This window comes from Novosphingobium organovorum, from assembly GCF_022832435.1.
GTDB lineage: Bacteria > Pseudomonadota > Alphaproteobacteria > Sphingomonadales > Sphingomonadaceae > Novosphingobium > Novosphingobium organovorum.
In genome coordinates, this window is record NZ_JALHLF010000010.1 from 65,145 (window position 1) to 82,072 (window position 16,928).

At 65.4% G+C, this 16,928-nt stretch carries 14 protein-coding genes and 1 pseudogene; 14 read left to right on the forward strand and 1 reads right to left on the reverse strand.

The features are described 5' to 3' along the window. Positions 1-187 precede the first annotated feature (187 nt). Positions 188-1,126 (forward strand): annotated as a pseudogene (locus MTR62_RS21570) (protoglobin domain-containing protein); the annotation flags it as partial. Positions 1,127-1,343: 217 nt separating this feature from the next. Then, positions 1,344-1,889: a methyl-accepting chemotaxis protein gene (locus tag MTR62_RS04980; protein ID WP_327194379.1), complete on the forward strand. Its 546-nt coding sequence runs from the start codon at positions 1,344-1,346 to the stop codon at positions 1,887-1,889. A 350-nt stretch (positions 1,890-2,239) separates the two neighbouring features. Here MTR62_RS04980 and MTR62_RS04985 read toward each other — a convergent pair whose 3' ends face one another. Then, positions 2,240-3,196 (reverse strand): DUF808 domain-containing protein, encoded by a 957-nt coding sequence (locus MTR62_RS04985; protein WP_244017583.1) that lies wholly within the window; start codon positions 3,194-3,196, stop codon positions 2,240-2,242. A gap of 256 nt (positions 3,197-3,452) precedes the next feature. On the opposite strand from MTR62_RS04985, the gene MTR62_RS04990 reads away from it, so the two are divergent. The 12 genes from MTR62_RS04990 to MTR62_RS05045 form a co-directional block, all read left to right on the forward strand. Beyond that, positions 3,453-4,277 carry a flagellin N-terminal helical domain-containing protein gene (locus MTR62_RS04990; protein WP_244017585.1) on the forward strand — a complete coding sequence of 275 codons (825 nt, stop codon included), beginning with the start codon at positions 3,453-3,455 and terminating at the stop codon, positions 4,275-4,277. Positions 4,278-4,581: 304 nt separating this feature from the next. Continuing rightward, positions 4,582-5,823 (forward strand): hypothetical protein, encoded by a 1,242-nt coding sequence (locus MTR62_RS04995; RefSeq protein WP_244017587.1) that lies wholly within the window; start codon positions 4,582-4,584, stop codon positions 5,821-5,823. Positions 5,824-6,036: 213 nt separating this feature from the next. Continuing rightward, on the forward strand, positions 6,037-6,396 hold the full coding sequence (gene rpsF, locus MTR62_RS05000) for a 30S ribosomal protein S6 (RefSeq protein ID WP_244017589.1): 360 nt from the start codon (positions 6,037-6,039) through the stop codon (positions 6,394-6,396). A gap of 3 nt (positions 6,397-6,399) precedes the next feature. Beyond that, positions 6,400-6,624, forward strand: coding sequence for a 30S ribosomal protein S18 (gene rpsR, locus MTR62_RS05005; RefSeq protein ID WP_086490477.1), 225 nt, complete (start codon positions 6,400-6,402; stop codon positions 6,622-6,624). A 16-nt stretch (positions 6,625-6,640) separates the two neighbouring features. Further along, entirely contained in the window at positions 6,641-7,243 is a 603-nt protein-coding gene (rplI, locus tag MTR62_RS05010; RefSeq protein ID WP_244017591.1) for a 50S ribosomal protein L9, read from the forward strand. A 112-nt stretch (positions 7,244-7,355) separates the two neighbouring features. Beyond that, positions 7,356-7,904 carry a GNAT family N-acetyltransferase gene (locus MTR62_RS05015; RefSeq protein ID WP_244017593.1) on the forward strand — a complete coding sequence of 183 codons (549 nt, stop codon included), beginning with the start codon at positions 7,356-7,358 and terminating at the stop codon, positions 7,902-7,904. An 86-nt stretch (positions 7,905-7,990) separates the two neighbouring features. Further along, positions 7,991-9,424, forward strand: coding sequence for an AMP nucleosidase (locus MTR62_RS05020; protein WP_244017595.1), 1,434 nt, complete (start codon positions 7,991-7,993; stop codon positions 9,422-9,424). Between the two features lie 643 nt (positions 9,425-10,067). Further along, positions 10,068-12,890 carry a TonB-dependent receptor domain-containing protein gene (locus MTR62_RS05025; protein WP_244017597.1) on the forward strand — a complete coding sequence of 941 codons (2,823 nt, stop codon included), beginning with the start codon at positions 10,068-10,070 and terminating at the stop codon, positions 12,888-12,890. A gap of 271 nt (positions 12,891-13,161) precedes the next feature. Continuing rightward, complete coding sequence (locus MTR62_RS05030) at positions 13,162-15,387, forward strand: TonB-dependent siderophore receptor (protein WP_244017599.1); 2,226 nt, start codon at positions 13,162-13,164, stop codon at positions 15,385-15,387. A gap of 133 nt (positions 15,388-15,520) precedes the next feature. Next, the gene (locus tag MTR62_RS05035; protein ID WP_244017601.1) at positions 15,521-15,796 is read left to right on the forward strand and encodes a hypothetical protein; all 276 of its coding nucleotides are present in this window, start codon (positions 15,521-15,523) and stop codon (positions 15,794-15,796) included. Then, positions 15,793-16,098, forward strand: coding sequence for a hypothetical protein (locus MTR62_RS05040; protein WP_244017603.1), 306 nt, complete (start codon positions 15,793-15,795; stop codon positions 16,096-16,098). The genes MTR62_RS05035 and MTR62_RS05040 overlap by 4 nt, the downstream gene beginning before the upstream one ends. Beyond that, the coding region (locus MTR62_RS05045) for a PepSY-associated TM helix domain-containing protein (protein WP_244017605.1) at positions 16,095-16,928 on the forward strand (834 nt) is incomplete at its 3' end. The genes MTR62_RS05040 and MTR62_RS05045, both read left to right, overlap by 4 nt.

Sequence of the window (16,928 nt, forward strand, 5' to 3'; positions counted from 1 at the left end):
GTGACCTGATCCGCAGCTGTGACGGCGCGAAAGAGGTTCGATCCGGGCCCTTTCGCGCCGTCTGCCTTCGGGGCACGTTCCAGCGCCCCACCAGTGCCAAGCGTAACCCTACCTAGGCAACCACTCACGCTAAATTGCCTGAAGTCGGCCTAGCTCTGACCCAGCACAGTCCATCCGAGGGAACGGCATGTCTCAAGCGGCAACCAACAACGACATTTCGGGCAGGCTCGAAGCCTTTGCCCTCACCGAAACGGACTTCGGCCGCTTCGGCGGCATCGCCAAGACGATCGCGAAAGTCGGTCCGGGCGTGCTCGACCGATTCTATGAGGTCGTGCGCCGCGACAGCAAGCGCTCCAGCTTCTTCGCCTCGCAAAGCATGATGGACCATGCCCGCGCCAAGCAGCTCGACCACTGGATCGACCTGTTCTCGGGCCGGATCGATCCGACCTACATGACGCGCGCCGAACGCATCGGGAAAGTCCACGCCAAGATCGGGCTCGCCCCCACGTTTTACATCGGCGCCTATGCCCAGATCCTTGCCGACGTGATCGAACGCGAACTGGCTGGCTCGCTCGGCGGCGTGCTCGCCCGAAAGAAAGCGCGCAAGCTGGGCACGCTGATCAAGGTCGCGCTGCTCGACATGGACATCGCGACCTCGGCCTATCTCGCCGCGCAGGACCACAGCCGCGAGACGACGCTCGCCAGCCTGTCGACCGCGCTCGAAACGGTGGCCCAGGGCGATCTCACCACCAAACTCGACGATCTGCCAGCGGGCTTCGAGCAGATCCAGTCGGACTTTGCCGCGATGTGCGACTGCATCGCCCAGACGCTGGGCGCGGTCGCCGCCTCCTCGGAGCAGATCCGCGTCGGCGCCTCGGAAATCCGTGCCGCGAGCGATGATCTGTCGCAGCGCACCGAAAGCCAGGCCGCCGCGCTCGAGGAATCGGCCGCCGCGCTCGACCAGCTCACCAGCGGGGTCAACACCTCGGCGCGGGGCGCCAGCGACGTCAACCGCTCGGTCGGCGAGGCCGAGGCGGAGGCGCGCGAAGGCGGCCAGGTGGTCGAAGAGGCGGTCGCGGCGATGGACGGCATCCAGAAGTCGGCCAAGGAGATCGGCTCGTTCGTCAACGTCATCGATTCGATCGCCTTCCAGACCAACCTCCTCGCGCTCAACGCCGGGGTCGAGGCCGCGCGTGCGGGCGATGCGGGCAAGGGCTTTGCCGTGGTCGCCAACGAAGTGCGCGCGCTCGCCCAGCGCTCGGCCGAAGCGGCGCAGAACATCAAGGACCTCATCGGCGGGTCCGAACAGCANGCGTGCGGGCGATGCGGGCAAGGGCTTTGCCGTGGTCGCCAACGAAGTGCGCGCGCTCGCCCAGCGCTCGGCCGAAGCGGCGCAGAACATCAAGGACCTCATCGGCGGGTCCGAACAGCAGGTCCAGCGCGGCGTCGCGCTGGTCGGGCGCACCGGCGAGGTGTTCCGGCGCATCGTCGAGAAGGTTTCGGGGATTACCAGCCTCGCCTCGCAGATCTCCGATCTGTCGCAGAACCAGGCCGGCCAGCTGACCCAGGTCAACTCGGCGATCGGCGACATGGACCGCATGACCCAGCAGAACGCCGCCATGGTCGAGGAAACCACCGCCGCCGCGCGCAATCTCGCGCAGCAAGCCGAAGATCTTGCGAAACTGGTGCGCATGTTCAAGCTGGAGATCGGCAGCACCTCCGCCGCACCGCTCACCGTGGTGGCGAGTGCACCGCGCCCGAGCGCGCCCAAGGCGCTGCCCCAGCCGTCCTCCTACAACGCCCCGCCGCCCTCTCCCGCGCCGCGCACCACCGGCTCGCTCGCGCTCAAGCCCGAGGAAGCCACCGACGCGGACTGGACCGAATTCTAGGCTGCATGGGCAAATCTGGCGGTGATCGGAAGGTCTGAATTGGGTGGGAAGCCGCCGGGCGGGAGTGTAAAAGAACAGACAAGATGTTCCGGGGGATGATCCCCCGGACCCCCGAAATGGCGATGTTTGGGCACGCCCCCTCCGTCCGGCACGATTGGCGCCGCATGGTCTCAAAGGGCTCCCGCCGAACCCGAGCGCGGCGGGGAGGTGAAGCGCCCCGCCGCCAGTTTTCGGGGGTGCTGGGGGCGAGGGCCCCCTGCTTCAACCCCTTCCTTCTTCGTCTGCCATGGGGCGAAACACGACGCTTGCCGCGTTGCAGCAACGGGTGAGGCCGTGACGCCGAACCGGCCTCAGTGCGCCGCCGCGCCGCCCTTCCCGCGCGCCTTGGCGACGAAATGGAGGGCGAGCGCGATCACCATGCCCAGCACCACGCCCAGCACGGCCGAGGCCGCCGCATAGGCAATCCAGCCGGTCACCGGGCCGAGCGCCCCGCTGGCCTGCGCGACCCAGTGCTGGACCGCGTGTGCGGTGTGCGCGGGCGCAGGAACGCCCAGTTCTTCCAGCCCGTGCAGGATGATCCCGCCACCGACCCAGAGCATCGCGAACATCCCCACCGTACCGAGCAGCTGCAGCACCACGGGCATCGCCTTGAGCAGCAGCCGCCCGACACCTTGCGCCGCGCGCGACGGCTTCCTGGCCAGATGCAGGCCGACATCGTCCATCTTCACGATCAGCGCCACCGCACCATAGACGCACAAGGTGATGACCAGCCCGACGATCGCCAGCGTCACCGCACGGGTGACGAGGCTGGCATCGCTCACTTCGGCCAGCGCAATCGCCATGATCTCGGCCGAGAGAATGAGATCGGTGCGGATCGCACCCGAGGTTCGCGCCTTCTCGAAGGCGACCGGATCGGTAATCTCGTCCTCGAGCGTCGCGCCGTGCTTTTCCCCGCCCAGCTTCTCAAGCACCTTTTCCGCGCCCTCGAACGACAGGAACAGCCCGCCCGCCATCAGGATCGGCGTGATCGCCTGCGGCAGGAAGGCGCTGAGCACCAGCGCGATCGGCAGGAGGATCACCAGCTTGTTGAAGATCGAACCCTTCGTGATGCGCCAGATCATCGGCAGTTCGCGGTCGGGCGTGAAGCCGGTGACGTAGCCCGGCGTCACCGCGGCATCGTCGATCACCACGCCCGCCGCCTTGCTGCCCGCCTTGGCAACTCCGGCTCCTACGTCATCGACCGAGGCGGCCGCAGCGCGGGCGATCACCGAAACGTCGTCGAGCAGCGCAACTAGGCCGGAAGGCATGATTTGAATTCCCCATCAAGACGCGCGAAAAGACGCTGCCAAGCCCATGCGGGGGATTTTTTGCACGATCAAGAAAAAGCCTCGAAGTTCTTCTGAAGAAAGCGGTTTTTCGGTAATCTACACGGCAGGCCAAGAGCTGTACGGAAGGAAAAAGATCGCCGGCCGCTTAAAGCCCTGCGCCACCCGCCGTTCTTCCCAATGTCCGGAGCGCAGCCCAGGAAGCGCTCGCAACTTTCTGAAAATCGGGGAAGAAATCATGTCCGTTATCTACACCAACATCAGCGCCATCCGCGCTTCGAACGCGTCGATCGCCGCCAACAAGATGCTCGGCGTGGCCATGGAGCGCCTCTCGACCGGCAAGCGCATCAACTCGGCCAAGGACGATGCCGCCGGCCTCGCCATCTCGACCTCGATGACCTCGCAGATCAAGGGCATGAGCCAGGGCATCCGCAACGCCAACGACGGCATCAGCCTGGCGCAGACCGCCGACGGCGCGCTCTCGGAAGTGTCCAACATGCTCCAGCGGGTCCGCGAACTGGCGATCCAGTCGGCCTCGGGCACCTACCAGGACAGCGACCGCACCGCGATGCAGCAGGAAGTGACCGCGCTGACCGAGCAGATCGACGACATCCTCACCCAGACCACCTTCAACGGCAACACGCTGTTCTCGACCACTTCGGGCACCGACGTCACCTTCGACATCCAGACCGGCGCCAACTCGGGTGAGACCGTCACGCTGACCTCGAGCGCGATCGACGGCACCAACATCGATGCTACCGCGCTCGACGTCTCGACCGCCGCGCTCGCCTCGACCACGCTCGACAACATCGATGCCGCGCTGGAGAACGTGAACGCGACCCGCGCCTCGCTCGGCGCTGGCCAGAACCGCCTCGAATCGGCGGTCAACAACCTCACCAGCACGGTGACCAACCTGTCCGACGCCCGGTCGCGGATCGAGGATGCGGACTATTCGGAAGAAACCACCGCGATGGCCAAGGCGCAGATCCTGAGCCAGGCGTCGACCGCGATGATCGCCCAGGCCAACCAGGCCCAGCAGAACGTGATGAGCCTCCTGCGCTGAGCCGAAAGGCACCAAGCGCACCGGGCAAGACCAACCAGGTCCCGAAAGCACCCGGCGGGGAATTTTCCCCGCCGGGTCAACGGCGTTGGCGCGCCACGTCATCGCCCCCGCGGCTCCCTTGACGCACCCTTCCCGCACCCTGGCCGCACCCTTGCGCGGCCATGCTTTACCCTCATTAACGACAAGCCTTCAGCGCGCATTAGGACATCGAGGGTCAACTGATCGCTCACGGCGACCGGGGACTGGGCCTGCGATTACAATCGTTTAACATCCCACCCACCGCTCGGCCCGAAAGAGGTGACGCATGGCTTCGGCTTCCCGCAAAGTGCAGTTCACCGTCGGCTTCGCCTCCGTTCCCTATCCCGCGCGCCAGGAAGTGATCCGGCTGTGGGAGGATGCCACGGAACACGGCGCGCAAAACTGGATCGTGCTCGATTCGCTCGCCGCCGATCTCATCATCGCGCCCAGCGGCAGCCGCTTTTCCGGCCAGAACTACCAGATCATCGCCCGCCTCGCGAACGAAGGGGACGACCCCCATACACGCCCCGCCAACGACGATGGCCCGCTGGTCCTGCCGCTGCCGATCACGCGGGCCGGGTTGTTCTCGCTGTTCGAGCAGGCGAGCCTGCGGCTCAACGCACGCCGCCAGAACCGCGCCCGCCCGACCCTGCGTGTCTCGCGGGGCAAGGATCTCGATGCGCTGATGCAGAGCGCGGCGGTGCGTACACCGCTGGCCACCCCGCCCAGCCCCCCGCAAGGCCTTGCGGGCACCCGCCCCCGACCGGCCCCGACCGCCCTCCGCAACGCGACCATGCACAAGGCTGCCATACACAAGACGACCCCGCACACGGCCGCCCCGCACGAGGCCAGCCCCCGCAGTTCCGGCCCGTTCCATGCCGCGACGCCGGGTTGGGAGAGCCTCGCGCTCACCCTGCTCGCCAGCCAGCGCGGCGCGCGCGAGGCGCGGCTGGTGATCGATTTCGGCCAGGGGGCCGAAGCGCTGGTCGATTTCGCTGCGGAGCGCTTCGCCTGCACCGTGACGCCAACGGCGCTGCGCAGCACGGCCCAGCCACCGCGCTTTGCGCTGCTCGAACCCGACATGGTCTTTCCCGCCGCGTTCGAGAACGTCGGCACCGTGCGCCCGCTCGAAACGCTGCTGTGGATCGTGGGTACGCGCGCCTTCGCAGGCCAGCTTGCCCCCTGGCTGACGCCGAGCCACGCCTATCGCGTCGCACGCTGGCCCGATTTCACGCACGTTCCCCACACGATCGAGGAGCTGCGCCTGACCGCGCTGCTCGCCAGCGACCACTATACCCCCGCCGCGCTGTTTCGGGCGGCGCGGGTCCAGCCCGCACACGCGGCCAACACGCTCAACGCCTTCAGCCTGATGGACCGGCTTGCGGTCCGCAAGGCCGCTCCGCGCCCAGCGATGGCGCCATCCCCCGCAGCGTCGGCGCGCACCACCGCGGCAACGCCCATCGCCCCGACGCCGCCGCCACGCGCTCCGGGCCGGTTTGCCCGGCTGTGGAGCCGACTGGGCTTCTGAAGGCTCAGGCGCCTGACGGGACGGCACTGCGCCCAGACCCGTCCGCCCCCTTCGCGGCATGATCGCCCCCTTGCCTTTTGCCGACAATCAGCTAAAGGGCCAGCTTCCGCGCGATACCGATGAGGGATTCGCGGAAAACTTGAAGAAAGCCGGAGGGGCCCCGCAATGGTGCGGTCAGCCAGCGATCGGTTAGACAGATAAAGGATGCAGCAAGTGCCGCTTTACGAGCACGTGTTCCTGGCACGCCAGGATCTGAGCCAGGCGCAGGTTGATGCGCTGGCCGCCGCCGCCACCGAGATCGTCGAGAACCACGAGGGCAAGGTCACCAAGACCGAGACCTGGGGTCTCAAGAACCTCGCCTACAAGATCAAGCGCAACCGCAAGGCTCACTTCGTGATGCTGAACATCGAGTGCCCCGGCGACACCATCGCCGAACTCGAGCGCCAGACGCAGATCAACGAAGACGTCATCCGCTACATGACCATCCGCGTCGACGAGCACGAAGCTGGTCCCTCGGTCATGATGCGCAAGAACGACCGCGACAACCGTCGCCGTCGCGACCGGGAGAACTGATCCATGGCACGTGCATTCTTCCGCCGCCGCAAGTCCTGCCCGTTCTCGGGCAAGAACGCGCCCGCGATCGACTACAAGGACGTGCGTCTGCTCCAGGGCTTCATGTCCGAGCGTGGCAAGATCGTTCCCAGCCGCATCACCGCGGTTTCCGCCAAGAAGCAGCGTGAGCTGAGCCAGGCCATCAAGCGCGCCCGGCACATCGGCCTCCTGCCCTTCATCGTCAAGTAAGGGAGGCTCGATTACCATGGATATCATCCTCCTCGAACGCGTCGAAAAGCTCGGCAACATCGGCGATGTCGTTTCCGTCAAGGACGGTTTCGCGCGCAACTTCCTGCTGCCGAACAAGAAGGCGCTGCGCGCCAACGACGCCAACAAGAAGGTCTTCGAAGCCAACCGCGCGAAGATCGAAGCCGAAAACGCCGAAAAGCGCACCGCCGCTCAGGCGCACTCGGGCAACGTCGAAGGCAAGCAGGTCGTCCTGATCCGCGCCTCGTCGAACTCGGGCCAGCTTTACGGTTCGGTTTCCGTGCGTGACATCTGCGACGCCCTCAACGCCGATGGCGCTGACGTCAGCAAGCAGATGATCGTGCTCGAACGCCCGATCAAGACGCTCGGCGTGTTCGACGTTCGCGTCAACCTGCACCCCGAAGTCGCGGTCACCGTTTCGGTGAACGTGGCCCGCTCGACCGACGAAGCCGAACTGCAGTCGCAGGGCGTGGACGTCATGGAAGCGATGTTCGAAGCCGACACCACCGGCTTCACCGAGGCTTACGATCCCAATGCCGAACCCGGCGAGATCGTGACCGAGGACGCCGACGAGGCCGAGGAAGGCGAAGAGCAGGCCTGAGCCGCTCTTTCCTGACTATCGGGAACAGACAAGAAAGCCCCCGCTTCCTCGCGAAGCGGGGGCTTTCTTCTTGGACGCTCCCGTTCCCTGCCCCTGCCTGAAAGGAGCCACGATGCACTCTACCGACCGCGTCACGGCTGGCACCGCCGCCGCGCCCTCCCGCGCCATTGCGGCTGACCTTCAGGCCACCTTGCCCCGCGATGCCGGTCTTGCCGCCCGCCTGCTGGCGCTCAACAACGCGCACGCCCGCGAACTCTCGCTGCTCGACGCACAGGCGCTGCAGGACCTCGTCGCCACCGCCTTGTACGCCCTTGGCATCGGCCGCCTCGACGCTGCGCTGATCGCCTTCGACCAGGACGCCCCTTACGCCAGCCCCAACTTTCGCTGGTTCGCCGAGCGCCACGCGCGTTTCGTCTATGTCGATCGCATCGTCGTGGCCCCCGCGGCGCGCGGCGCCGGGCATGCCCGCGCGCTCTACGACCATCTCTTCGCCGCCGCACGCGCGGCCGGGCACGACCGGATCACCTGCGAGATCAATTCGGACCCGCCGAACCCCGCAAGCCTTGCCTTTCACGAGGCGCTCGGCTTTGCGCGCGTGGGCCGCGCGCGGCTCGCCAACGGCAAGACGGTGGACTATTTCGAACGTCCGCTCTGGGCGTAAAAGGCCCCTTACAAGGCCCTCATGAGCCCCTAGGCCAATTTGCCTGCCGCCCTTGCGCTGCACCATGTTTTGCGTAATTACAGGCAATGGACACCAAGATAGAACAGATTCACGCGGAATTGGTCCGCGTCTACGAAGCCGCCGTCGCCTGCCTCAAGGCCGACATTGCCGCCTTCATCGAGCACGGCACCCTCCCCCCGCCCGAACGCCGCACCGAGCATCAGTGGACTTACCCTGAGCTGACCGTGCGCTATGCTGGCCAGGAACGCGATGCCGTTTACGGCCGCGCCTTTGGCCGCCTCGTCGAAAGCGGGACTTACGCCACCACCATCACCCGCCCGCACCTTTTCGCGGACTACGTGAAGGAACAGCTCGCGCTGCTCGACGCCGAGTACGAGATCGAGATCGCGGTGACGCGCTCGGACCAGGAAATTCCCTTCCCTTACGTGCTAGACGGGATCGGCGTGGGCAGCGTGACCCCGCAGGAACTGGCCACCCACTTCCCGAGCACGGAGCTTGCCATGATCGGCGACGAGATCGCCGACGGCCTCATGGTCTTCGCCGAAAACGATCCCAAGCCGCTCGCGCTGTTCGACGGACTGCGGACCGACTTCAGCCTCGCCCGGCTCGCGCACTACACCGGGACCAGCCCGGCGCACTGCCAGAAGTTCATCCTGTTCACCAACTACCACCGCTACGTTGACGAGTTCGTCGACTGGGCCGGCCAGCAGATCGGCCAGGACGGTTACGTAGCGCTTGCCGGTGCCGGAGGCCTGTTCCTCGACGAGACCACCCCGAACGCGCGCGAACGCCTGTCGGACACCGCCTGGCGCCGCCACCAGATGCCCGCCTACCACCTCGTGCGCGAAGACCGTTCGGGCATCACCCTCGTAAATATCGGCGTCGGCCCCTCGAACGCCAAGACCATCACCGATCACCTCGCGGTCCTGCGCCCCGAGGCCTGGCTGATGATCGGCCACTGCGGCGGCCTGCGCGAGACGCAGCGCATCGGCGACTTCGTGCTCGCCCACGCCTACTTGCGCGACGACAAGGTGCTCGATCCGGTGCTCCCGCCCGAGATCCCGCTGCCCGCCATTGCCGAAGTGCAGCAGGCGCTTGCCGAAGCGGCGGAAATCGTCAGCGGCGACAGCGGCGCCAACCTCAAGAAGCGCATGCGCACGGGCACCGTCGTCACCACCGACGATCGCAACTGGGAGCTGCGCTACACCGCCTCGGCCCACCGCTTCAGCCTCTCGCGCGCGATTGCGATCGAGATGGAGAGCGCCACCATCAGCGCACAGGGGTATCGCTTCCGCGTCCCCTACGGCACCTTGCTGTGCGTGTCGGACAAGCCGCTCCATGGCGAACTGAAGCTGCCCGGCCAGGCCAACCGGTTCTACGAAGAAGCCATCGCCGGGCACCTCAAGATCGGCTTGCAGGCCTGCGACCTGCTGCGCGCCGAAGGCGACAGCCTGCACAGCCGCAAGCTGCGCGCGTTCGACGAGCCACCGTTCCGCTAAGAGACCGCTTGGAAATTCGCGCGAACGCGAATTTCGCAGCACCGGCGCCAAAAGCCGGACTGGACACCCAACACCCAAGGCCCGGCCACGCCAGCAGTCGCGTGGCCGGGCCTTTTCGCGTGCCCGCGGGAAACAAAAAATCACCTCGGCCTGACCTCAGGCCCGCCTGCGAACCGCAGTATAATGAGAAATTTATTCTATTCAGGAGCTTACGATATTACGCTCGACCGATTTTTAAATACCGAAGAGCAACATTATCGCCCACGCCCGGAAAACTGTTCAGGAGACTAGAAAGAACACCCCTAATGATATATTCAATAGAAAATCACTCAACAAAGAATCCGCATAAAGTCACACGATCAAGCAATACAGATTGGGCAGATACAATATAAAATTTATATCCGCAAAACCTACAATATATATAGTTTATTTTTTGCAAAATAATTTCATTATATTTCGTATTTATTTCAAAAACTCTCAGCTTAATTTCAATTTCTGTCCAAAAAAGGACACACCAGCTGGGTATTTTCGGCAACTAAGCATTTGTTCCTAGCCAACGAGAAGCGTCACGCGCAAATCCCGACGCCTGCTTCACCCCGGGTCGTAACGTGGTGAAGTCTTCTCGATAGCAGGGAGCACATCAATGCAAACGCGCACCAAGCGCATCCTCCTGGCCAGCACGCTGCTGACCGTCGCGCCGATCAGCGCCCACGCCCAGGACGCGCAGGACACCTCGTCCGCGACCACGGCGAGCGCCGACGATCAGCAGCCCGCCGGAGGCGCCATCATCGTCACCGGCTCGCGCCTGACCAACCCCAACCTCGAGCAGGCGGCCCCGATCCTGGCCGTCACCTCGAAGGACCTGGAACTGAGCGGCCAGCAGAACATCGAAGGCGTCCTCAAGGACCTGCCGCAGCTGCTCCCCGGATCGACCGCAGCGTCGAACAACCCCGGCGGCGGCGTGGCTACGGCCAACCTGCGCGGCCTGGGTGCGCAGCGCACGCTCGTGCTCGTCAACGGCCGTCGCTACGTCTCGTATGACACGAACCAGATCGTCGACCTCAACACGATCCCGAGCGCCCTGCTCGAGCGCGTCGACGTGGTGACCGGCGGCAAGTCGACCGTCTATGGTTCGGATGCGGTGACCGGCGTCATCAACTTCGTGACCAAGCAGGACTTCGAAGGCGTCGAGGCCAACGGCAACTACCGCCTCACCGGTTACGGCGACGGCGCACAGTATTCGGGTGGTCTGCTGCTCGGCAAGAACTTCGCCGATGGACGCGGCAACATCACCGTCTACGGCGACTACATGAAGCGCAAGGCGATCCTGCAGTCGGCTCGCAGCTACACCGCGACCACCCAGACCGATGATGGCAACGGCGGCCTGACCAACGGTGGTTCGAGCTACATCCCCTCGGGCGCGATTGCCCTCGACGGCACGCGCTACAAGTTCGACGAGAACGGCGACTACTCGAACTACACCTCGTCGGACGCGTACAACTACGCCAGCGAGAACTACCTGCAGGTTCCGCAGACCCGCAAGCTGCTCTTCGCGCAGGGCCACTTCGACGTAAGCGATGCGCTGACCATCTACACCGAAGGTCAGTACATCGAGAACCGCGTCAAGAACCAGCTCGCACCGACCCCGCTTTCGGGCTCGTACTCGATCGACACCGACAGCTCATTCCTTTCGGCCGCCAGCCAGGCGCTGCTTTCGAGCTACGATACCGACGGTGATGGCTACACCACCGCTTCGGTCTACCGCCGCCTCACCGAAGTGGGCGATCGCATCTCCGACGTCGACAGCAAGGCCTACCGCGGCTTGCTCGGTGCGCGCGGCAACCTGTCGTCCAACTGGTCGTATGACGCCTACTACAGCTACGCCCGCACGCACCGCGTCGAGAAGCAGTACGGCAACGTCTCGGCCAGCGCGGTCCAGCAGGCGCTGCTGACGACCTACGATTCGGACGGCAATCTGGTCTGCACCGACACGAGCAACGGCTGCGTCCCGCTCAACATCTTCGGTGCCGGCAACATCAGCGAAGCCGCTGCCGACTTCATCTCGATCGACGTCACCAACCGCTCGACCATCACCGAGCAGGTTGCCTCGGGCGCGATCACCAACCAGAACCTGTTCGACCTGGGCGCTGGCCCGGCCGGTATCGCGTTCGGTGGTGAATACCGCAGCGAGCGTGGCTCGTATGATCCCGACGAGGCTCTGGTCTCGGGCGACGTGATCGGGTTCAACGCCAGCGACGCCACTTCGGGCGGCTGGCACGTCTACGAACTGTTCGGCGAAATCAACGTGCCGCTGCTCGCCGACAAGCCGTTCATCGACCACCTCGACTTCAACGGTTCGGCACGCTACTCGCACTACTCCACCGCCGCCAAGTCGGTCGGTACCTGGTCGTTCGGCCTCGTCTACGCGCCGATCAAGGACATCGCGTTCCGCGGCCAGTTCTCGAAGGCGGTTCGCGCACCCACGGTCGAGGATCTCTACAGCGGCAGCTCGGAAAGCTACGAGACCGCCAGCGATCCCTGCACCACCGAAGCGGCGACCACCAATTCGACGCTGAACGCCTCGTGCCTGTCCTCGGGCGTGCCGTCGAGCAAGATCGGCACCGAATACAACGGTGGCGACACGCAGATCGACAGCTACGTCGGCGGCAGCACGTCGCTGCGCGAGGAAACCGCCTACACCTGGACTGCGGGCATGGTCATCACCCCGAGCTTCGTGCCGGGGCTGTCGCTGACCGCGGACTACTACCACATCAAGATCGAGAACTACATCACGACGGTAGGCACCTCGAACATCATCGCGGCGTGCTACGGCACGGCCAGCAACGGCTGGACGCCGTACGACACGAGCTACTGCTCGCTGCTGCCGCGCGATTCGTCGAGCTACACCATTACCGGCGCGGTCGACAACCTCTCGAACTCGGGCGGCGTGACCACCGATGGCGTCGACTTCCAGGCTCGCTACGGCACGGCGCTGGGCTTCCTGGCGAACCAGAACGGCCACCTCGACCTGAGCTTCAGCGGTTCGTACCTGAACAGCTTCAACTTCAGCCCGTTCGCCTCCATCCCGTCGCTGTCGTACAACTGCGCGGGCAAGTTCGGCCTGCTGTGCAGCAACGTCTATGCCAAGTGGCGCCTCAACGGCCGCGCGACGGTCTCCACCGACAAGTACACCCTGTCGCTGGCATGGCGCCACCTCTCGCCGGTGGGCGACGACGACGTCTCGACCGACTACAGCGTCGAGCACATCAAGGCGTACGACTACTTCGACCTGAGCGCTCAGATCGACATCGACGACAAGATGACCTGGACCATCGGCATGAACAACATGTTCAACCGCAAGCCGCCGATCCTGGGCGACAACCAGGAACAGTCGAACACGTACCCCGGGACCTACGACGTCTACGGCCGTACGTTCTTCACGAGCGTGAAGCTCAAGTTCCTCTAATCGACCGGGACGAAGGCGGCAGGCCGCACAGCTTTCGCCTTCGCAGGGGCGCCGGATCTTCCGGCGCCCGCCCCACCCGATGCACCCCGCACGCCGCGCGCGTGCGGGGTATTTTTGCAAGGAACGGAAACGCTCCAGAAACACTTTGTCTGATTTGAATTTTATTCACCACAACGCGCAAAAACAGCGGATTCTGGTGCATTTTGCCCTTGCTAATGCGAATAGCTCTCAGTAGCAGAGCCCCACGCGACGACTATTCCAGTGGGGGTTTATGAAGTACACCGCAACCGCAATCGGGCTCGTCCTGGCCGTCTCGGCCGCGCCCGCATTCGCCCAGCAGTCAAGCACGACCGAAACCGCAAAGACCTATGACGAGAGCAAGATCGTCGTCACGGCGACGGGCTATTCCTCGGCCACATCGGCGACCAAGACCGACGCCCCGATCATCGAATCGCCGCAGTCGATCTCGATCATCAGCGCCGAAGAAATCGAGCTGCGCGCCTCGCCCAACATCGCCGACGCGCTCGCCTACACCGCAGGCGTGCAGGCCGAGCCTTCGGGCCAGGACAGCCGCACCGACGAAGTATCGGTGCGCGGCTTTGGCGCCGGCGGCTTTTCCTCGAACAACAATTTCGTCGACGGGCTGCGCCTGCCCTCGGGCGGACAGTGGACGCGTCCGGGCTTCGATACGTTCGCGCTTCAGCAGATCGAAGTGCTCAAGGGGCCCTCGGGCGCGCTCTACGGCCAGACGGCGCCGGGCGGCGTGGTCAATCTCGTGACCAAGCGCCCTACTGATACGTTCCAGGCGCAGTTCATGCTTCAGGCGATCGGCACCACCGATTTGGGCAACTGGAACTACGAGGCCGCCTCCGACGTCTCCGGGCCAATCACGTCGACGCTTTCGGGGCGCGTGGTGGCGCTCGCCCGCTACGGCGCGACGCAGATCGACGGGGTCGACCAGGGGCGCAAGTACATCTCCCCCAGCCTGACCTGGAAGCCCGACGCGGATACCACCTGGACGCTGCTGGGCCAGTACCAGCGCGACGATGGCGGTGCGACCTTCCAGTTCCTGCCCTCGACCGGCTCGCTCTACGCCAGCAACGGAAAGCACATCGCCAACGACGCGAACCTGGGTGAGCCCGACTGGAACACCTTCGACCGCAACCAGTATCTGGCCGCCAGCTTCTTCGAGCACCGCTTTGGCGACAGCGGCCTGACCATCCGCAACAACACCCGCTTCACCCACATCGACACGCTCTACCGCGTGACCGTCTCAAGCGGCGACACCGTGACCGACTGCTCGGCGGTCTCGATCACCGGCTGTATCGACGGGGCGACGCTGCGCCGCCGTGCGGTCCAGGGCGACGGCCATTCCGATGGTCTCGCGACCGACACCCAGCTCCAGTACGACGTCAACACCGGCGCGATCGAGCACAAGCTGCTCGGCGGGTTTGACTATTTCCACACCAACTGGACACACTACCGCGACCTCGTCAGCTCCTCGCTGGTGCTGCCCGTGCTCGACATCTTCAACCCGGTCTCGCGCGGGTCGGACGGCTTTGCCGAGAACATGACCCCGCAGGTCTACACCCACACCGTAAGCGACCAGTACGGCCTCTACGCGCAGGATCAGATGAGCTGGGGCCATCTGCACGTCACCGCCGGGCTGCGCCACGACTGGGCCAAGGACGACACCACCAACCTGCTCACGCTCGACGAATGGGAAACCAAGTCGAACAAGTTCACCTGGCGCCTGGGCGGCGTCTACATGTTCGACAACGGGCTGGCCGCTTACGCCAGCTACGCGACCTCGTTCCTGCCCGAAGTCAGCGACCCCAGCTACAACCTGACCGGCAAGCCGTTCAAGCCGACTACCGGGCAGCAGTATGAAGGGGGCCTGCGTTACCAGTCGGGCAACAACATCTACCTGACCCTGGGCGGCTACCAGATCACCCAGCAGAACATGATCTCGTCCGATCCCGACGGGACGCTGTGCGGCACGGCGACCTGCAAGGTGCAGCTGGGCGAAGGCCGCGTTCGCGGGCTCGAGTTCGAGGCCAAGGCCTCGCTGCCCTTCGGCCTCGCGGTGATCGCCACCGCGACGCGCAACTGGACCGACATCACCAAGTCCTACGTCACCAGCACAAGCTCCTCAACCTCGGTCGCCAAGGGTAACCACCTGCCGCAGATCCCCGAATGGATGGCCTCGCTGTTCCTCAGCCAGAAGATCGAAGGCGGCGTGCTGGCCGGGCTGAACTTCGGCGGCGGCGTGCGCTACACCGGCAAGAGCTATGGCGATGCGGCCAATACGCTCGAAATTCCGGACTATGCGCTGTTCGACACGTTCGTGCGCTATCAGCTCGCAAGCGGCGTGACCGCCTCGCTCAACGCGCGCAACCTGGCCGACAAGCGCTACGTCGCCACCTGCACGGCAGCTTCGGCTTGCTACTACGGCCAGGGCCGCAGCGTGACCGCGCGACTGGACTTCCGCTGGTAATATGATCGACCGGTTCGACCCCGTGGCACCGTCTGCGCCACCGACCGCGTGCCGCGGGGGCGAAGCCTTGTGCAGGGCAGGATTTGTGCCTGCCCCGCCGTTTCCTTTCGTTCTGATCGTGGGAGCCTGAGCCATGCTGCTTGCCTCTGTCGGTATTCTGGCAACGCTTGCGGGGGCGGCGGCGCTCTACCGGGCGAGCCCTCATCACCAACTCCCCGGGCTGCCCGGCCCGGCGCGCGCCTGGCTCTGGGCGGGCGGCGCGCTGATGGCGCTGGGGCTGGCCTGCCTGCTCGGCTGGGCGGGACCGGCCACCGCGGTCTTCATGGCACTGACCGGCGCGATGCTCGTGTGGTCCTTCCTGCCGCCCTGCGCCGCCTGGCTGGCCCACCGCGGGGAGAACCGCCGATGACCGCGAAGCCCCCCCGCCCTGCGCTTTCCAGCAGGAACTGGCTCGGCAAGGCCAGCGCCGGACTGGTGCTCGGCTTCGTGCTCGCGCTTGGTCTGGCCGGGCTCACCTACTGGGCCATCGGCGCAGGCGAAGGTGCGCTGTCCACCAAGGCCCAGTTCACCATGTGGCTCATGGCCCCGGTCTGGGCGCTGGTGCTCTCGTTCTGTTTCCTCTTCCGCTCGGGCCCGCGCGCCTGGGCGGTACTGGGCCTTGCCTGTGCGCTCGTCTGGCTTGCTCTTTTCGCCACGGGAGCGCTGGCATGAAAATCCGCACCGACATCGTGAAGATGTACAAGGAGATCCACGGCTGGGTCGGGATCGTCTCGGGCCTGTGCCTGTTCGTCGCCTTCTTCGCCGGCGCGCTCACCATGTTCGAGGTGCCGATCCAGCGCTGGGCTTCGCCGCCCAGCACGCTGGCGGCTCCCGTCACGCTCGAACGCACGCCCGAACTCGTCGCCAAGGTTCTTGCCGCACATCCCGAGGCGGCCAAGGGCTACACCGTGCACCTGGCCACAGGCGCTGACGAGCCCGCGCGCGTCACCTGGGAAATCGGCGGACGCGGCGCGGACGAACACGCGGTGCACAAGACTTTCTACGCCGCGCTCGCCCCCGATGGATCGCTCCAGGTCGAGGAGGATACCCCATCCCCGGTCGGCAATTTCATCGACCGCCTGCACCAGCAGGTGGGCATCATGATCAGCCACGAACTGGCCATGCCGATCATGGGCAGCGTCGCGCTGCTCTACGCGATCGCGCTGGTGTCGGGGACGATCGTGCTGCTGCCCAGCCTCGTCAAGGACCTCTTCGCGCTGCGCCTGGGCGCGAACGTCAAGCGCATGTGGCTCGACCTGCACAACGTGCTCGGCCTGTTCAGCCTGCCGTTCCATATCGTCATGGCGCTGACCTCGGTGGTCTTTGCCTTTCACGACGAGTTCTACCTGGCGCAGAACGCCAGCTTCGTCCACCAGAGCGAACGCCCCGCCGCGATGGCCAAGGGGCCGCGCCCCGGAGACGGCGGTCGTGACGGCGGTCGTGACGGCACTCATCCGGGCGGTCACCGGGGCGGCCCGGCCGCTGCGGCCGACAGCGCGGCG